General features: G+C 54.5%; 12 protein-coding genes. All 12 read left to right on the forward strand.

The window, feature by feature from the left end; genetic code table 11:
- Window positions 1-15 precede the first annotated feature (15 nt).
- The 12 genes from sprA (at window position 16) to KJ970_06805 (ending at window position 18976) form a co-directional block, all read left to right on the forward strand.
- Window positions 16-6561 (forward strand): cell surface protein SprA, encoded by a 6546-nt coding sequence (gene sprA, locus KJ970_06750; GenBank protein ID MBU2690612.1) that lies wholly within the window; start codon window positions 16-18, stop codon window positions 6559-6561.
- A 43-nt stretch (window positions 6562-6604) separates the two neighbouring features.
- Window positions 6605-7480 (forward strand): M28 family peptidase, encoded by an 876-nt coding sequence (locus tag KJ970_06755; protein ID MBU2690613.1) that lies wholly within the window; start codon window positions 6605-6607, stop codon window positions 7478-7480.
- Window positions 7481-7628: 148 nt separating this feature from the next.
- Window positions 7629-8171, forward strand: coding sequence for a ribosome maturation factor RimP (locus tag KJ970_06760; protein MBU2690614.1), 543 nt, complete (start codon window positions 7629-7631; stop codon window positions 8169-8171).
- A gap of 8 nt (window positions 8172-8179) precedes the next feature.
- The gene (gene nusA / locus KJ970_06765; GenBank protein MBU2690615.1) at window positions 8180-9712 is read left to right on the forward strand and encodes a transcription termination factor NusA; all 1533 of its coding nucleotides are present in this window, start codon (window positions 8180-8182) and stop codon (window positions 9710-9712) included.
- 60 nt (window positions 9713-9772) lie between these two features.
- A complete protein-coding gene (gene infB / locus KJ970_06770; GenBank protein ID MBU2690616.1) occupies window positions 9773-12277 on the forward strand; it encodes a translation initiation factor IF-2 in 2505 nt (834 codons plus the stop codon).
- A 35-nt stretch (window positions 12278-12312) separates the two neighbouring features.
- Window positions 12313-12696: a DUF503 domain-containing protein gene (locus KJ970_06775; GenBank protein ID MBU2690617.1), complete on the forward strand. Its 384-nt coding sequence runs from the start codon at window positions 12313-12315 to the stop codon at window positions 12694-12696.
- An 18-nt stretch (window positions 12697-12714) separates the two neighbouring features.
- Window positions 12715-13101: a 30S ribosome-binding factor RbfA gene (gene rbfA / locus KJ970_06780; GenBank protein ID MBU2690618.1), complete on the forward strand. Its 387-nt coding sequence runs from the start codon at window positions 12715-12717 to the stop codon at window positions 13099-13101.
- A complete protein-coding gene (gene truB, locus KJ970_06785; GenBank protein ID MBU2690619.1) occupies window positions 13098-14099 on the forward strand; it encodes a tRNA pseudouridine(55) synthase TruB in 1002 nt (333 codons plus the stop codon). The genes rbfA and truB overlap by 4 nt, the downstream gene beginning before the upstream one ends.
- A gap of 31 nt (window positions 14100-14130) precedes the next feature.
- The gene (locus KJ970_06790; protein ID MBU2690620.1) at window positions 14131-15099 is read left to right on the forward strand and encodes a bifunctional riboflavin kinase/FAD synthetase; all 969 of its coding nucleotides are present in this window, start codon (window positions 14131-14133) and stop codon (window positions 15097-15099) included.
- 71 nt (window positions 15100-15170) lie between these two features.
- Window positions 15171-15440 (forward strand): 30S ribosomal protein S15, encoded by a 270-nt coding sequence (rpsO, locus tag KJ970_06795; protein ID MBU2690621.1) that lies wholly within the window; start codon window positions 15171-15173, stop codon window positions 15438-15440.
- Between the two features lie 78 nt (window positions 15441-15518).
- Window positions 15519-17615: a polyribonucleotide nucleotidyltransferase gene (pnp, locus tag KJ970_06800; protein ID MBU2690622.1), complete on the forward strand. Its 2097-nt coding sequence runs from the start codon at window positions 15519-15521 to the stop codon at window positions 17613-17615.
- Window positions 17616-17701: 86 nt separating this feature from the next.
- Window positions 17702-18976: an insulinase family protein gene (locus tag KJ970_06805; GenBank protein MBU2690623.1), complete on the forward strand. Its 1275-nt coding sequence runs from the start codon at window positions 17702-17704 to the stop codon at window positions 18974-18976.
- Window positions 18977-18987: the final 11 nt, after the last annotated feature.

Below are 18987 nucleotides of genomic sequence, written 5' to 3' on the forward strand. Positions count from 1 at the left end.
ATCGCTGTTCCGGAGATGACCGGTAGTATTCACTACAAAAAATGGGGCCGCAAGGCCGGTCTAGTTGGGATCATCACGGGTATCTGCCTGTTGATATTCTTCGGACTATCGCAGGGGCTACCTCAAGAAATGATTCCCGCACCGGATCAGCTGGCGCCCGGTGTCTTATCGGGGGACTCAACAGAGGTTGATACCCTCGAAATGTCGGCGGAGGGAGAAATCTCTTCGGCTCAGGATACCGCAGAGCCCGATTCTCTCCCGGCGCCGATCACGGCCGCCATGGACCCCCTGATGGGCCCACCGGTTGCTTTGATCCCGGAGTCCGCCGATGCACTCCCGGCGCCGATCACGGCCGCCATGGACTCCCTGATGGGCCCACCCGCTCCTATGCTTCCCGATTCCCTGCCGGAGATAACGGTGACCGTCGCGCCGAAAGCTCTTCCCAGTCCAAGGGCCGGAACAGATGTGGAGACCATCCAAGCCGAAACCTTTGAAGGAGACAGCTTGAAAATAAGTCCCCTCTGGGACTTTATTCCCCGGTGGCATCCAAGTGATGATCTGCTGTTTTTCCGAATCTATAGAACGAACCGGGCGCGCGCTTTTATTTTGGATACCCTCGGACTCTATCATGAGAAGTTTCCTGTTTCAGACACGACAGGTTTTTCTATCATTTTCCCCGAAGATATGGGGATTAGGGATCGCGAACGGACGACCACTCAATATGCGCCGGATATCAACAACCGGACCATCGTGCGATACAAACTCATCCGCGATGTCGCCCTCGGCCTCAGGATTCAGGAAACATATGATCAATATCTCGAGAGATTGACCCGCCTAACGATCCACAAGATCTGGAGAGAAGAGGTCAAAAAGACGCTGGCGGAGCAGGCTGATCTGGGAAGCAAAGCCGGATTGGTGAAAATCGACCTGCCGGTCGAGGTCCCATCGCAACTCTCTCCCATCTTTGGAAAGGGGAAACCGAATCTTTCGGTTCGGGGAAGCGAGAAGATCTCTATCGGCGGAACATCACGCTGGCATCCCAACCGCCCCGTCAACGAGTTCCAACGGAGGGAATCCAAATTTCCACAGCTGGATATGAAGCAGGAATTGAACCTGCGCCTTTCGGGAAATATTGGAGACAAGGTTTCCGTCGACGTCGATCAAAACAGCGCGGCGGTCACGCCCCTCGAAAACCGGATCAAGATCCACTACACCGGTTATGAGGATGAGATCATCCAGCGGGTTGATCTTGGAAATACAAGTCTCAGCCTTCCCGGAACCCGTTACGTCTCCTACGGCGGCAGCCACCAGGGGCTCTTTGGAATTAATGCCCAGGCCAAGATGGGGGATGTGGGGCTGAATATGATTCTCTCAAAGCAGGAAGGAGAGACGGCCTCGAAAACGGTGACCCGATCCAGTGAAATGACGACGATTTTGATCAAGGATTTAAATTATCAGGGGAATCAGTATTTCTTCTTTAGCGACCCGAATTTGAATCCAACCAATATTGATGCCAACTCAGTCTTTGTCTTCGTTGACGACGCCAATGGGTATAACAATACACAGACCGGCGCCATTCATGGATTTGCGACATTAGACGGATCATATGATCCACAGAACCCGACTGCCGGCGCGGTTTATGAAGGAGATTTTGATCAACTTCATTTGAAAGATGATTTCCTCCTTCAGACCGACCTCTACTTCGGCCACATGGTTCTCATCCTGAACCAGCCCCTCAGTACAGATGATGTTCTGGCTGTTATGTACAAGACGACCAGCGGATTCCAAGTGGGCGGCATCGACGGTGATAGGCTCATCGCGAAGATGATCCGGCCCTCGCGCAGTGATTCGGACTATGATCTTACCGATTTGACATCCGGCGTGTGGGCTTCAACGCGCCATCTGGAAATGAAGAATATTTATTGGCTCGGCGGCCGCGGCATTCTCGAGGAAAGCCTCGAGATAAAGGTCCGCCGCGAGCTGACCTCCGGTCAGCAGATTGATCCGTGGAAGGAAGGACGCTTCAGCTATCTCCAGATCCTCGGCGTCGACCTGCTGGAGCAGACAGGAGCCTCATCATGGGAGCCCAGCCTGGAGGGGGATGATATCGTCGATCCTCAATGGATCGATCCGGAGGGGGGATTCATCATCTTCCCCACGCTTCGGCCTTTTGATCCAAGTCCGGCGGATAGCCTGCGGATGTACGGTCCCGGGGGAATCATGGCGTCGCAAGGCGTCAATCCTGATTCGATCCCGATCCTGGCTCCATCTGTCAGAAATTCCGATGTCTATGATGCGAAGGCATTCGATGATGATCCCCTGACCCACAGCAAGTTCTACCTCGATGTGACCTATCGCAGCCCCGTCACAAGCCTTCAAATCGACGCCTTTAACATTATTGAAGGGTCTGAGGTGATTACCTCAGGCGGCCGGACGCTGTCCCGGGATCGGGATTACCGGATCGATTACCTGACCGGTGATATCGAGATCCTGCCCGCGGCGAATCTGTCGGAAGATGATGAAATCAAGGTCAATTATTCGACGATCCCCTTCGCCGGGGGAGCCGATAAATCTCTGTTCGGTTTCGCCGCGGCTTACAAACCGGAGGGCTCCCCTCTCGCGCTTTCCTCAACCTGGGTTTTTGACAGCCAGGGATCACAGGATCGAAGACCACGATTGGGGCAGGAGCCCCGAAGGACCGCCGTCGGCGAGCTGGCCATGAGCTACCAAACATCACCCTGGTTCCTGACCTCCCTGATCGACGCCCTCCCCGGTGTTGATGCGCGGGCGAGAAGTTCCCTCTCGATAGACGCCGGAGTGGGGATGAGCATGCCCAATCCCAATACAAAAAACCGCCTCTACCTGGATGACTTTGACGGCACCAACGAGACTCAAGATATCTCCGTCAACCGGCAGGCTTGGCGGCCCTCATCGATCCCGCAGGGTGTCTTCGGAGAGAATGAAACAGAGAGGGCGGGAAAGAGGGGCGAGATTTGGTTCTACTCGCCGTTGAATGTTGTTCATGAGGGGAATCTTCAGCCAACCCTTAAAGAAACGGAGGCCGATGACAGCAAGACGGTTCTGGAGATGAAAATATTCCCTTATGGCACGAGCGATGAAGATCGATTCACTTCTTGGAACGGGGTGACGCAGGCGATCTCCCGCCGGGACATTGATCTTTCACAAGCTCAATTTCTCGATGTCTGGATAAATGATAAGCACCAGTACCAAGAGGGTGTGGATCCCTCAACCTACCGGCAGGGTGTTCTGCATCTCGATTTCGGGATTGTAAGCGAGGACGCCGTCTGGAAGCGCCGGAATCCGAGATCCGACGATTTTATTTTCGCTAACAACCCGGCTGAGCCGCCGAATCTGGAGCTGGACACAGAAGACAAAAACCTCGATGGGCAGCTCGATCAATCTTCTGGTGAGGGGGAGGATACGGGGCTTGACGGGATACCCGATGGACAAGCCGGAGATGACCCTTTTGATGATTGGAGTTTTGATAAAGAGGATCGCCAGGACGACCCCTGGATCTATGGACATGTGAACGGTACGGAGAAAAATGGCCGTCTGGATACGGAGGATCTGAATGGCAATGGCCTTCTTAATCAGAGTGAGGCCTACTTTGAATTTACCATTCCATTGGATGATACGACGATTGTCGAGACCGATATCTATCGTGATTTCGGCGGCGGCCGGTGGGTCGATGAAACAAATGCTTGGAGGCGTGTGCGGATTCCAATCAGCGCCGCCGCAGATACGATCGGTTCGGCGGCATGGAATAAAATACAGCATGTTCGTCTTTGGACGGAAGGTTTTAGAGACACGACCAATTGGATTCAGGTCGGTGGGATCCAGATGATTGGAAACCGGTGGCTCGATGATCCGATCCTGAAGGCCGATGGAGATGTTGTCAGCGATAGCTTCCTTAATGCAAATAACGAAGCCTTTTTCCCCGGTGTTCTCAATAACAAGGAAAACAGCGATATTTATACGCCGCCCTTTAAAGTTCGAGTTCAAAACGGAGTCGATGAGCGTGAGCAATCCTTGACACTGGAAATGCGAAATATGCCCCCGGGTCACTCCGCCCAGGTGTACCGCACCTATGCCAGGGGCCAGGATTTCATAACCTATTACGAGACGATGGAGTTTTATCTCAACCGGCGGATGGAGCAGGAGAGCGCCGAGGTCGATTTTTACATTCGATTGGCCAAAGATGTCATCAGCGATACGACAAACTATTATGAATACCGCATTCCAGTTAAACGTGGGTGGGAGTTGATCACCGTTCCCTTGGCCGATCTGAGCGCACTGAAACTTGTTCAGGATTCCACGGAGTATGTCGAGCGGATCCTGCCCGACGGTGGTATCGTCAGCATGAAGGGCAAGCCGACTCTTACCAGCGTGGGCCGCATCGCCATGGGTGTTCGGGTGCAGGGTGATACGATGGTCGAGCAGGGAAATGTCTGGGTCGATGAATTGCGTCTGACAGGTGTCCGGAGGGATACGGGGATCGCCGGAAGGTTCAGCCTTTCCGCCAAGCTGTCCGATGTCGCCGAGGTGAATTTGAACTATGAACGCGCCGACGCCGACTTCCTCCAGGTGGGCTCCCCGAAGGGATCCGGCTTCACGAGGACATTGACCGGGCTCAATTCGCGAATCAATATGGAACGCTTTATCACGTGGTCCCGCCTGGTTCTGCCGGTCTCGTTCGGATTTCAACAGGACAAGAGAGTTCCAAAATACAGGGTCAACAGCGATATCGAATTGAGGGGGCAGGAAACCGACCGGGATATCTCCGAATCCGCGACTCGGAATTTCCAAATGCGGATCAGCCGCGTGCGGACCGATAATCCATTACTGAAGTATACCATTGATGCCATGTCGGGGAGTTATACATATAATTGGAGTGGGAAAAGCGAACCGTTGAGCCAGGATACGACGCGATCATCACAATACAGCTTTTCCTATGCGCCGCAGGTTTCATTCCGGGGCTTGAAAGTATATAAGAATACGATGTTCAATCCCGTACCGACGAGTTTCGGGATCACATCCAGTTACCACAAAAGCGAATCGGTCCGATACCAGAGGATCAACAGTGATTTGGCACAAGATTATGAGCGTCTTGACCGCCAGGCGAAACAGAAATCGGCCGCATTGAGCACCTCTTTGGGCTTCAAACCGATCGGTCCGATAAGTTACTCACTGAGCTCCAGCCGGGATCTTATGGTGAAGGAAAAGATGCCGATTCTCGGTTTAGCGTGGGGACGCGAAACATCGAGAAAAGAACAGGTCTCGGCGAGCACATCAGTCAGGTTCTTAAGCTTTCTACTGGGACCCAAGATTACTCCGTCGGTAAGCTTCACCGGGCAGTCGACCCTTGATCTCAACCGGCCCGGCAATGCGGGGGACAGTCTCGGTGTACGGATTAATACATTGAGAAATTCCCGATCCACATCTTTGTCGGTGCGTTTTCCGATTAAGGAGCTCTTCGCCCGGTTCTCCGGAGGCGGTTCTTCAAAAAATTCAATTCAGGAAGGCAGAGATAAGGGCGGAGGCCAGGATAGAAATGAAGAAGATGATGAAGAAACGCAGGTTGGGGATGGGGGAACAACGCAGACCCGGCAGCGCAAGCGATCGGGTCCCTCGCCGCTCGCCAGGCTGCTCACTGTCGGTAATCTCAATGCCTCTTACAGCAAAAACCTGAGTACGAGCTACAACAGGGCTCAAGGCATACCTGATTTTATCTATCGGCTGGGCTTAACCAATGATCCCGGCAAGAGCGTTAAACAGTTGGATGGAGCGACTTCCTTAACAGGGGATGGGGATAATCTATCCCTGAAGACCGATTTTACCTTCATGAAAGAAGTCCGGGTCTCGACGAGTTATCAAAGAAACAATACCGACACACGTCAGATCGGAGGCGTCAGCCATTCAAAGAAGACAACCTGGCCCGAACTTGACATTGAATGGGGTTCTCTCCACAAAAAAATCAAGTTTCTCGCCGATCACCTGCCGAAGACATTGAGGGCTTCAACGAAATACAGAAAGGACCTGAGCGAATCGGGAACCGGAACTACGGGTAGGGATCGGATGGAGACGACCACAAACTGGTCTCCCCTTCTCAATCTCAGCACGACACTGTCCAACGGTGTTCAGTTGCAATTCAATTCTTCAAAGCGCAATATCAAATCCGAGCAGTTCACTCCATACAAGACGGTTACAAATTCGAATTCCCGCCAATTTTCCCTGGATCTCAGTAAATCGATGAGGATTACCCGGGAGGTCAAAGTCCCACTTACAGGCAACGTGAAAAAGGTTCAATCAAAGCTGGACATGACCCTGGGATTGGAGTTCCGTGAAGAGAAGAGTCAAACGGGAACCAATATCCTCAGGAATCTGGCATCGGCCGAGGTCAACACGCGTGGGAGTTATGAATTTACAAAGAGCATTCGAGGAGAGGGTCGAATCTCAATCGGCAAAGATATCGACCGCAAGAGTGAGACGAATACCGCATGGAATGTCAGTGTCTTCCTTTCGGCTAGTTTTTCTTTCTAGACTTCTCCCATCTCCGGTTCGAATCCAGCTGGCGATTCTTGGGTTGTCTCTTTTGGGCGGGATTTGTTCAACACAGGCCCAATCGCCCCCTTTCTCAGGTGATCTGGCACTGCTTTTTATTGAGGAACAGGTCGCCTTTGGACCCCGCGTGCCGGAATCGGACGCCCACCGGCGGACTCTGGATTGGATGGAGCGCAAACTCGACACAGGCGGAGGATTGTACTTTCGACAACAGTTTGTGGCTTCCAGGGGCGAGAGAGAGCCTCTTGAGTTGACGAATGTCATAGCGCGATTCGGTCCCTTGCGGGATGGGGGGCTTCTCATCGGGGCCCATTGGGACAGCCGGCCTTGGGCCGATAGGGATCCCGATTCGACCCATCACGAGACACCGGTGCCAGGGGCCAACGATGGAGCCTCTGGAACGGCGGTCCTCCTCGTCCTCGCCGATATCCTCGGGAGGTACCCGCCGCCCATCCCGGTCACACTCGTCTTTTTCGATGGGGAGGATCTGGGGAGACCGGGAGCCGAGGAGGATTGGCTCTTGGGATCGAAATATTTCGCGGCATACTGGCCCGTCGACCGGCCCCAGGTCGCCTTGGTGATCGATATGGTCTGTCGTTCTGATCAACTCTATGACCGGGAGGGGATGTGTCAGGCCACCTCACCGGAAGTTTACGGGCTTCTGGAATCGATCGAAGAATCCTTGGGATATTTCCTGCTGAGCCGCCAGGTCCGCGACCCTATCACCGATGATCACTTGCCCCTCCTTCAGGCCGGGATTCCCACCGGACTCCTAATCGGCTTGGAGGACCCTGATTGGCATACTCTGAACGATCTGCCCGGGAACTGTTCGGCAGAAGCCCTCCAACAAATGGGTTCCCTACTTGTAGAGATGGTCTATGGGAGCTATCTTCACTAGAGATTCTGCTCAGAAAAGCTGTTGTCCGTAAGATCTAACTGGGTGTAATCTTTGGGACGGGAGTGGACCGTTGTTGTCCACTCAGATTTGTATGGGCCGGAGGCCGTCTCAGGAGCGGCAACGGGCCATAGAACGGGGAGGAAAAGGGGTGACAAGCCAGGAACTCGAACGGCTCGCCCGGCCTCTCCTCGAAGAGCTGGGCTTTGAATTGGTCCAAGCCACGGCCAGTCGCACCCGGTTTCGGCATTCTTTTCGCATTTATGCGGATAAGGACGAGGGGATCGCGCTAAAGGATTGCGCCTTCTTGAGCCGGACAATTTCTCAGGTGCTGGACCAGGATCCGATATTGGCAGGGGCTTATTCGATAGAGGTTTCTTCACCGGGAATGCAGCGTCCGGTGAGGACTCTCGAGCACTACCTGCGTTTTCGTGGTGAAAAAGTGCACATAATGCTGAAAAGCCCCAGGGATGGGGGGCGGCGCCGTTGGAAGGGTCAGATCATCGACGTTGAAGATCAGATGATTCGGATTTCTCTCGGAGATGACAAAGAGGAGCGTTTCCGACTCGAGGAGATCCAGGAAGCACATTTGGAGCTGGATCCGTGGAAAAGAAAAGACCCCGAGGAAAACGTCGGGGTGAACGATACAGGTTTGACCCCTAAAAACGGAAATAAGAACGGAAAGGAGCGCTAAGCGCGGCCATGAGTTCAGAGATGTTGGACGCCCTAGAGATCATCGCCAAAGAAAAGGGTGTGGACCGGGATTATCTCCTGGAAACCCTACAGGAAGGTCTCCTCGGGGTAGCTGAAAAACGCTTCCGGAAAGCCGTTCATGTCGAAGTCGACGTCGATCCGATCACGGGCAGTATTCGGATTATCGTTCATAAGAGGGTGACGGAAGTGGCCCTGGATCTGACCTGCGAAATCGATCTTGAAGACGCACGAATGATTCGTTCGGGTGTCTCTGAGGGAGATGTTGTTCCGGTTGAAGTCTCCCTTGATGATTTTGGGCGCAATGCCGTTTCCGCCGTGAAACAAGCCCTGGTTCAGAGAGTCCGCGAAAAGGAAAGGGCTCTGGTTCACGACGAGTATTATGCGAAGATCGGCACCATTCTTTCGGGGACGGTCCAGCAGGTCGACCGCGGCAGTATCATTTTTAAAGTCGCCCGGACCGAGGGGATTGTTCCATCCGCAGAGAATATTCGCAGGGATCGTCCAAAGATCGGTGATCATCTGCGGGCCCTGCTCGTTGATGTGGACCGAAATGCACGGGGGCCTCAACTCATCCTTTCACGGACGCGCCCCGAATTCGTCCTAAAACTCTTTGAGCAGGAGGTACCGGAGATATTCGAGCGGGTTGTGGAAATCCGCGGTATCGCCCGGGAACCCGGCTCCCGTACAAAGGTGGCGGTTGTCTCCCACGACGAACGGGTTGACCCCGTGGGAGCCTGCGTCGGCGTGAAAGGATCCCGCGTCCAAAACATTGTAAAAGAATTGGGCGGCGAAAGGGTTGATATCGTGCCCTACAGCAGCGATGCTGTGGTCTTCGTCAGCCGCGCCCTGAGTCCGGCGAGGGTGCTCGATGTTAAATGGGATGAAGAAACCAAGTGTGTTCGAGCGGTTATTCCGGATGACCAGCTGGCATTGGCCATGGGCCGGGGAGCACAGAATGTTAAACTGGCTCACCAACTCACCGGTTTCACTATTCATTTGATTAGCCAGCGCCAGGCGGAAGCGATGCGGGATCGGTCGGGGCAGACCGATATCGATCTGGACCAGCTGACGAAGGAGCTGGGACCGAAACTCGTTGAGAAGCTGATACGCGAGGGCAAGGAAACTCTTCAGGACGTCATGGCGACACCGGTGGAAGAGTTCATGGAAATTCCGGGTATCGGTGAGAAAACGGCGCAGAAACTCCTTACCCTGGCGGCGCATCTGCTGGAAGAGAAGGCGCGTCAGCTCCAAGAAGAAGCAGAGGAAGAAGGGGCTGCCGATGACGGGGCTGATGTTGAAGAAGCGATGGAAGAGGTCGACCTGCCCGGCGCTCTGATTGTGGATCAGGCCGGTGTCACGCCGGTTTCGAGCAATGAGCTTGAGGAAGGCGACTTGTCAGGCGAAGTCCCCAAAGCTGGGGATTCGGATGATGATGTGGAAGATAGTGAGACAGAGGGTGATGCCGAGGAGAATTCCGATGAACTAGATCAAGAGGATGAGGATTCACCCAAGACTGATTAGGACTCTCCTTCTTCGAATTCAGTTTGTTGAGACGGATATCGGAAGGGGAACGGGGGTTTAGTGATTATTAAGAAGACACGTATCTTTCAGCTCGCACGGGAACTCAGGATTTCTAGCGAAGCCCTAATGCATATTATCGAATCGCTCAATCTTGGAGACGAGGTCAAGAGCCATATGGCATCCGTCGACGCGGATACCGTGGCGAAGATTAAGGATCATTTCCAGAACGAGAAGGCGGCGGTGAAGGAAGCTCAGCGCCGCAAGGTGCGTATCGGCGGCATCGGTGTCGTCTCCCCCGTGAAACCGGCGCCGAGAGCGGTTGCGCCGACGCCGGCTCCCCCGGCGCCTCCCCAGGAAGTGGAGGTCAAAGCTCCGCCCCCGCCTTCAAAAGCATCGGTACCGCCGGTGAAGCATCCGGCGCCCCAGCATGCCAAACAGGAACCCAGAACCAAAGTCCGTCCTACAACCCGGCCCAGAGCTCCCATGCCGCCGCCGACGGCGGTTCAACCGCCCACATCGGTGCAGCCCGCGGTCGCATCGGCGCCGAAGAGACCCAAGGCCAGGCCGGAACGCGAGGTCCGTCCGCCGATGGAACCTCGGCCGGTTCAAAGAGACATATCTGCAGGTGAGCACACCGGCCGTTCGGCTCCTGCTCCCGCTCGTGGGCGCGGTAAAAAGAAGAAAAAGAAGAAGGCGCAGGTCGATCAAGCGGCGGTCCGTCAGAGTGTGAAGAAGACCCTTGCCACGATGGATACCACGCGCAGACGAACCCGGAAACGCCGTCGGGATGATGGTGAGCCGGTTTTGGAAGAAGAAATTCTCATCATTCAGATTGAGGAATTTGCCACGGTTGCGGAACTGGCTGGAGCGATGGATGCCAGCCCGGCAGAGGTTATCGCCGCATGTCTACAGTTGGGGATCATCGCGAATATCAATCGCCGTCTGGATAAGGACAGTATCGAGGCGATCGCTGATGAATTCGGATATCAGGTGAAATTTCACAACGAATTAGCTCAAAAGGAAGTGGAAAAGGAGGAAGTGGTCGATGTTCCTTGGAGCCCCCGCCCGCCGATCGTCACTGTTGTCGGGCACGTGGATCACGGGAAGACATCGCTTCTTGACTATATCCGAAAAACAAATGTGATCGCTCAGGAATCGGGTGCCATCACGCAGCACATCGGCGCATCGGATGTCCATTTGAAGCAAGGCCGTGTTGTCTTTTTGGATACACCGGGTCACGAGGCTTTTACGGCCATGCGGGCCCGCGGTGTTCAATTGACCGATATCGTCGTCCTTGTTGTCGCGGCCGACGATCGGGTTAATGAGCAAACCATTGAAGCGATCAACCACGCCCGAGCCGCCAATGTGCCGATCGTTGTCGCCATAAATAAATGTGATCTGCCAAATGCCAATCCCGATAGGATCAAAAAGGAGTTGGCGGATCAGAATCTGCTTGTCGAGGAATGGGGTGGAAAAGTTGTCGCGGTGGAGATCTCGGCGAAGAAAGGTGACAACGTCGACAAGCTCATGGAGATGATTCTTCTGGTTTCGGAACTCCTTGAATTGAAGGCGCAGCCGACGCGGAAGGCTAGGGGCGTTGTCATAGAAGCCAAGCGGGAAAGAGGGCGGGGTATCGTCGCGAGTATTCTGGTAGGAACAGGAACACTCCATGTCGGCGATCCCTTTGTCTGTGGATCGAACTCGGGCCGCGTGCGAGCGATGCATGATGATCACGGCGAACGTGTCAACGATGTTCCACCGGCAACGCCTGTCGAAGTTTTAGGATGGTCCGATCTTCCTATGGCGGGAGATATCCTGTCCGTAACGGCAACCGATGACGAAGCGAGAAGTATTGCTTCACGCCGCAGCCAGATCCAACGCGAATACCAGATGCGCCAACGCCGTCCGACCCTGCTTTCATTGCAGGAGAAGATCCGGCAAGGTGAGATGGCCGAACTGAAGATCGTTCTCAAAGGCGATGTAGCGGGGTCGGTTGAGGTGCTGCGGGAGACACTGGAGCACCAATCCACGGAAAAAGTCGCCCTGCGCATCGTCCATGCGGCTGTCGGCAGTATCAACGAATCGGATGTCAATCTGGCGCTGGCCTCTGAGGCGGTCATTATAGGATTCCAGGTGCGACCCGAACCCCGGGCCCGTTCATTGGCCGAGGAAAGCAAAATCGATATCCGTCTCTATTCTGTGATCCATGAGGTTATTGACGATATCCGTGACGCCATGGCCGGAAAACTGAAGCCGAAGCGGGTGGAAAAGATTCTTGGAGAGGCAGAAATCCGTGAGGTTTTCTATATCAGCAAATTCGGATATGTAGCGGGATCCTATGTCACAAGCGGTTCGGTCGCGCGGCAATCTCGGGCGCGTGTGCTTCGTGATTCGGAACAGGTATTTGATGGACGGATCAGAGCCCTGAAACGGTTCAAGGAAGATGTCCGGGAGGTCACCACCGGTTACGAATGCGGAATTTCCCTCGAAGGATTTACCGATTTCAAAGAGAACGACAAGATACAAGTCTATGAAGTCGAAGAGGTGGCCGCAGAGCTTGAGTGATGCGGTGAGTGCAGCGCTCAAGGGAACCTCAATAAATGTTTGTCGCTCTATGCAGTATCGATCTGCTCATCCCGGCAAGCCGATCCCTTAAGGCGAAGCGATCCGTGCTTCAACGGATCAAGGGTCGGCTGATTCAGCGTTTTCAGGTGTCCGTCGCAGAGGTCGGTTTTCAGGATCGCCGGCAGCGGGGCCTGTTGGGCGCCGCTATTGTCGGGGAACGGCCTGGATATCTTCGCGATCGATTGCAGGCCTTGCGGAATGCGGTGGAACAGGAACATGAATGCCAAATCCTATCCTGGATAGAAGAGGTACAGCGGTTTGACCCGGATGGGTTTGGTTTGGTTTCCGGTGTAGCGGATGAGGATGACATTGCCAATGATTTTGAAGTCGATATGCCGGAAGAGGATGAATTCGAATAGGCGTTGCCGGGAGCGGATATGAGCAACATCCGCAGAGAAAGATTACAAGGGCAGCTGATTCGTGAAATCAGCGATATTATACAAAACAAGCTTAGAGATCCCCGGCGCGGTTGGATGAACGTCACAAGTGTGGAGATGAGCATCGATCTCCGGTACGCAAAAGTCTTCGTCAGTTTTCTGGGTGGGGAAGATCAAGTCGACCAGGGCCTCAAGGTGCTTCGAGGCGCGGCATCCTACATGCGGGTCGAACTCGCCCGCCGCTTGCGGGTCCGGCATTGCCCCGAATTGAATTTTCAAGTCGATCGCGGGCTGGAGATAAGTCAAAAGGTATTTGACATTCTTGATTCGCTGGACATTCCCGAAGCTGATGAATCGAATGGTGAGGACCTGGAGGAAGGATTGTGAATAGTATCCGTTCCAGCGGATATAGAATGGTTCGCCGTACGACACGCCGCCGCCAAGAGAGGGCCGACGGCGAGGTCGGATATGTGCTGCCTGTCATGAAGCATTCCGGGTGTACAAGCCATGATGTGGTCGCCCAACTGAGACAACTGCTGGGGATCCGTAAGATCGGCCATAGCGGCACACTGGATCCGTTTGCGACCGGACTCCTGGTCTGTTGCGTCGGGCGCGCGACGAAACTCAGCAATTATCTCATGGATCTCGACAAGACCTACGAGGGAGATCTAAAACTTGGCGTGCGGACACATACCGGCGATCGAACCGGCGATGTGATAGCTGAAGCCGTTGTTCCGCATGTGACCATCGAACAATGCCGGGAGGCCGCCGGCCGGTTTGAAGGGGAACAATTACAAATCCCCCCCATGATGTCCGCGCTTAAATACAAGGGGCGGCGTCTGTATGAATTGGCGCGAGAGGGCATGGAAGTTGAACGAACGCCAAGAAAAGTAAAGGTCCACGAGTTTCACATCCTCGAGATTCTGGATCATCTTATCCGATTCAGAGTCCGCTGCGGCCGGGGCACCTATGTCAGGACTCTCGTTGAGGATTTCGGCCGGGCCTTGGGAACAGAGGCGACGGTGGAGGAGCTCGCACGAACGGCTATTGGAGGCTTCACACTGGAGGGAGCCTGTGATCAGGCTGAGATCCGCGCCGGCGATTTGGATGCTGTCGGCAAGATGCGGGTAGAGATGGCGGAGGCGCTCGGCCATCTTCGTCATCTGACACTGACCGGATTGTGGATCCGCCGGGTTCGGCAGGGGACGCCACCGCCCTTATCTGTTTTCGAGCTCAACGGCGATCCCCCTAAGCCGGGAGAGGTTCTCAGGCTCCTGGGGACCGAGGGGAGCCTCGTCGCTCTGGGAAGAATAGAGCCGACGCTGGGTCCCGCCGATCGGCCTTGGCATGAGTCGGGACGGATGGTTATCGAAAGGGTCTTGTAAATCTTTCGCCGGATCTTGGGGAGAGGGATCGATGTCTTGCGGTAAGGGAATTTTCAAGAGGGCCTACGCCACCATCGGGGTCTTTGATGGGATTCACCGCGGTCATCAACTGATCTTCTATCAGATGCTCCAAAGGGCGCGTCATAAGGGTGGCCGGTGCGTTCTTGTCACCTTTGATCCTTATCCCGGAGAGATATTTGCGCCCAATAATCCCATCCGCCGCTTGCAGACGGAGGATCAAAAACGACGCTTTCTCGTCGAGCTGGGTTTCGAGGGGATGCTGGTGGTCGGTTTTTCAAGAGAACTCTCGCAGATGTCCCCGGGCTCGTTCCTGGATGAGATTCTGCTGGCCCAGCTCGACCTCGAGGAGTTGTATGTTGGATATGATTTCCGGTTCGGCCGGGATCGCGAGGGGGGCATCGAGGAACTGGAGAGCCTGAGTCGATCCCGGGGATTTCGGGTATTTCAGGTTCCGGCCCTGGTGGATGAGGGGATGCCGATCAGCAGCTCTCGCATCCGGCAGGCTCTTCTTGCGGGGGATGTGGCATCCGCCCGGCGATGGCTTGGACGTCCTCACGCCCTGGAAGGCCGGGTTGTCCGGGGAAGAGGAGAAGGCACCCGGCTTCTCTTTCCGACGGCGAATTTGGAGCTGGATCCGAGGATCCTTCTCCCGAAGGATGGTGTCTATGTTGTTCAGGTAGAGGTGGAAACACAAGTGCGGGGCGGTGTTATGAACATTGGGCGCCGCCCGACCCTTACCAAATCCACGTTCTCGAATGTCGAGGTTCACCTTTTTGATTGGAATTTGGATTTGGTCGGAAAAACACTTCAAGTCCACATTTTGACCCGGATTAGGTCTGAAAAGCGATTCCGGTCGGTGGAGGCCCTGAAGAAAGCGATTCAGGATGATATGTCCCAGGCCCGCGCAGCTCTCTCCCGAATGGGTGAGAATACAATAAGTGAAGGCGATGGGGTTGAACAGCTAAGGAGCGTGTGCTAAGTTGGGTTTTCTATGGTCAAGAAACAAAGAAGCCCGCGCACATTTAGAGCGTTATCGGGAGGCTTAAAGGGATGGCGCTGACGAAGGTTAAGAAGCAAGAAATCATCGAAAGATATAAACTGCACGAACTGGATTCGGGCTCACCCGAAGTACAGATCGCGTTGTTGACGGAGAAGATCCGATACCTCACAGAGCATTTCCGCGTGCACAAAACTGATCACCATTCAAGAAGAGGCCTTTTGCGAATGGTCGGGCAGCGGCGTCGACTTCTGGATTATCTAAAGAGTACAGAAGTCGATCGTTACCGTAGCATTGTGAAGGAACTCGGCCTCCGCCGGTAGCTTTCTGATCCCCTTGAAAAGATCCATCGCGCAAGGAATTATTTTCCCAAGGAACCGGCGCGTAAACTGGAGGAATCTATGAGTGAGATTCATCAGGTCGAGCGGACTATAGGCGGTCGACCCCTAAAAATCGAAGTAGGACGTGTGGCACGTCAAGCCGGCGGCTCCGCATGGGTTCAATATGGTGAGACCGTTGTATTCGCCGCCGCTGTGGCGGATCCGGAATCGAATTTAGAGCGAGATTTTCTACCATTAACGGTTGATTACCGTGAGAAATCTTACGCCGCTGGGAAGATCCCCGGCGGTTTTTTTAAGCGCGAAGGAAGGCCGACTGAGAAGGAGACCTTGAGTTGTCGCATCATCGATCGCTCTATCAGACCGTTGTTTGACAAAAATATCCGGTTTGAGATGCAAGTCTCCGCTCATGTCCTCTCTTCCGATAAACTAAACGAATCGGATACCCTCGCCTTGATCGCCACGGCGACCGCATTGAACATTTCCGATATTCCTTTCCCCGAACCGGTTGCCGCCGTTCGTGTCGGTATGATCGGTGAGGAAATGATCTTGAATCCCACTTTTCCAGAAGCGGATAACTGCCGGATGAATCTGGTGGTTGCCGGCACGGCGACAGAAATCGTTATGGTCGAGGGCGAGGCCCGCGAGGTCTCAGAAGCGGAAGTCCTTGAGGCGCTGAAATTCGCCATGACCGCCATTCAAGAAATCGTCGCGATGCAGGCTGAGCTCGTTGAAAAGTGCGGCAAGGCGAAAAGGCCGATCGAGGTTGTTGAAACCCCGGCCGACATCGAAGAGAAAACCCGGGCCCTGACTATCGCGAAGATGGATGAAGCTCTCAAGGTGACCGGCAAGGATGCCCGCCGCGAGGCGATTAATCTCTTGAAGGAAGAGGTTAAACAAAAACTCCTTGAGGAGTTTCCAGAGGGAGAAAGAGATATTTCCTGCGTCTTCCATGCGATCGAGAAGGAACGCCTGCGCTCCATGATTATTAAGGACCGGCGCCGGGTTGATGGCAGGGGGCTCGATGAGGTTCGCCCGATCACTTGCGAAATCGGTGTTCTCCCGAGAACGCATGGCAGCGCACTCTTTACGCGGGGTGAGACGCAAGCTTTGGTCGTGACCTCCCTTGGAACATCATCAGATGAGCAGAAGATTGAGGATTTTGGCGGGGAGCACTGGAAGACGTTTATGCTCCATTATAATTTCCCCTCCTTCAGTGTCGGTGAAGTCCGCCCGATTCGCGGACCGGGTCGCCGGGAGATTGGGCACGGCGCCCTGGCCGAAAAATCCCTTCTGGCCGTTATCCCCAGTAATGAAACCTTCCCGTACACGATCCGGATTGTGTCGGACATCATGGAATCGAACGGCTCCTCATCGATGGCTTCGGTATGCGGAGGAAGTCTTTCTCTCATGGACGCCGGTGTGCCGATCCAGTCCTCGGTCAGCGGCATCGCCATGGGCCTGATTAAGGAAGGCGACGATATCGCCATCCTCACCGATATCCTCGGTATGGAAGACCACCTGGGCGATATGGATTTCAAGGTTGCCGGGACGAAGAAGGGGATTACGGGAATTCAGATGGATATAAAGCTCGGGGGATTGGATTTTGGTATCCTGAGCGAAGCGTTGGACAAAGCCCGTGCCGGCCGCACCCATATCCTTGGGATCATGGACAAGGCGATGTCCGGGGCCCGCTCCGACCTGTCGCCCTTCGCACCAAGAATCAATGTCCTCGAAGTTAATCCTGAAAAAATCCGGGATATCATCGGCCCCGGAGGCCGTACCATAAAGAGAATCACTGAGGAGACGGGCGCCACCATTGATATTGATGACAGCGGCAAGGTGAAGATAGCCTGTACCGACGCAGAGGGCGGGGCTCGGGCGATCGAGATGGTTCGCAGCCTGACGGAAGACCCTGAAGTCGGCCGCATTTATAACGGCCGGGTCCGGTCCATCATGAATTTCGGCGCTTTCGTGGAGATCCTTCCCGGGCGTGACGGCCTTGTTCACATTAGTGAGCTGGATCACAAACGGGTCAATAAAGTCGAAGATGTCTTGAAAATTGGAGACATGGTCCTCGTAAAGTGTATAGGGGTAGATGATGAGGGCAAGGTTCGTCTAAGCCGCAAGCAGGCGCTGGAGCCGACGAACGCCGGGTAGAACCCGGGAAGAGCCTTTACCTGAGAGGGTTAGTGGGCTCCCCTGGAGCCTGTTGGCTCTCTTTCTACATTTTGGAGGACTCATATATGGCTCTCCAAGAGCCCAGAATCGCCCGGCGGGTTATGCCCGGCGGTTTAACGATTGTGGCCGAGCAGGTCCCCGCCAGCCGTTCTGTTGCTCTCGGGGTCTGGATTCGGTGCGGCTCCCGTCATGAAGCCTCCTCCAGCGCCGGATTAACCCACTTTCTCGAACATATGCTTTTTCGAGGATCGCGCGCGCACACATCCTTGGCCTTGGCCAAAGCAATGGAACGAATCGGTGGGCAGGTCGATGCCTGTACAGGCAAGGAATCGACCGCAGTCTATGCGAGAATCCAACCCGAAAATCTCCGAAGAACCCTCTTACTGCTCGCCGAGCTCGTGGCCTATCCCAGCCTCGAACCCAATATGGTGGAAGTGGAGAAGAGGGTCGTCTTGGAGGAAATCCGCAGCTATGAGGATGATCCGGAGGAAGGTGTTCACGATCTGATGGCGACCCTTCTCTGGCCCGATCACCCCATGGGACGGCCTATTCTTGGGTATGAGCGCACCGTCCGTTCCTTTCAAAGTGAGCCGATCCGTCGTTTCCATGAGATGCGCTATCGGGGGTCGAATACCATCATCGTGGCGGCCGGGGACTTGAATCCTGAAAAATTTCTCGACATGACCTCAGAAGTATTCCCTCTGCCGCCGGGTGGAGGGCGGGGCCGGGAGATCCAACTAACGAAAATCCGACGGGGATCCCTTCATGCGACCCATTCACTAAGCCAAACCCACATTTCCCTGGCGGCCCGAGGACCCTCGTATAGCGATCGGCGCCGGTATCCTATCTATCTTTTGAATCTCATCCTCGGCGCTGGTAGTTCCTCCCGTCTCTTCCAGAGGATCCGGGAGCGGGAGGGTCTGGCCTATGGGATCCAATCCTATGTTGATTCCTTTGAGGATACAGGCGCCTTTGGGATCTATCTTTCTGTCGATCCACGAAACTTGAACCGCTCTTTTCGGTTGTTAATGAAGGAGCTGGGCAAGCTCCGCCGTGAAGGTGTCAAGAGGTGGGAACTGTCGAATGCCAAGGAACAAATGATTTTAGTGCACCTTCTTTCACAGGAGAGTATAGCGGATCGCATGAGTCGGTTGGCGCTCAAAGAGTTACTCTATCAAGGCCAGCCGCGTGACGGCAAAGTTGTTGAGAAGATTCGATCCATCACCGTGGATGAGGTCAATCAGGTCGCGGAGCAGATTCTGAATCCAGCGAGGTTCTGCCTCGTGACCCGCGGTCCTCAGGATGGAAATGGTATCAGAATCGATGATGTCGATTTTTAAGTCGGTTCACG

This window comes from Candidatus Eisenbacteria bacterium (assembly GCA_018831195.1).
GTDB lineage: Bacteria > Eisenbacteria > RBG-16-71-46 > CAIMUX01 > JAHJDP01 > JAHJDP01.

Excerpts from the sequence above, each read along its gene's own strand:
- KJ970_06775 (MBU2690617.1), top strand. The coding sequence starts at position 12,313 with ATGTTTGTCGCTCTATGCAGTATCGATCTGCTCATCCCGGCAAGCCGA.
- nusA (MBU2690615.1), top strand. The coding sequence starts at position 8,180 with ATGAGTTCAGAGATGTTGGACGCCCTAGAGATCATCGCCAAAGAAAAG.
- sprA (MBU2690612.1), top strand. The coding sequence starts at position 16 with ATGACCGGTAGTATTCACTACAAAAAATGGGGCCGCAAGGCCGGTCTA.
- pnp (MBU2690622.1), top strand. The coding sequence starts at position 15,519 with ATGAGTGAGATTCATCAGGTCGAGCGGACTATAGGCGGTCGACCCCTA.
- rbfA (MBU2690618.1), top strand. The coding sequence starts at position 12,715 with ATGAGCAACATCCGCAGAGAAAGATTACAAGGGCAGCTGATTCGTGAA.
- rpsO (MBU2690621.1), top strand. The coding sequence starts at position 15,171 with ATGGCGCTGACGAAGGTTAAGAAGCAAGAAATCATCGAAAGATATAAA.
- KJ970_06805 (MBU2690623.1), top strand. The coding sequence starts at position 17,702 with ATGGCTCTCCAAGAGCCCAGAATCGCCCGGCGGGTTATGCCCGGCGGT.
- KJ970_06790 (MBU2690620.1), top strand. The coding sequence starts at position 14,131 with ATGTCTTGCGGTAAGGGAATTTTCAAGAGGGCCTACGCCACCATCGGG.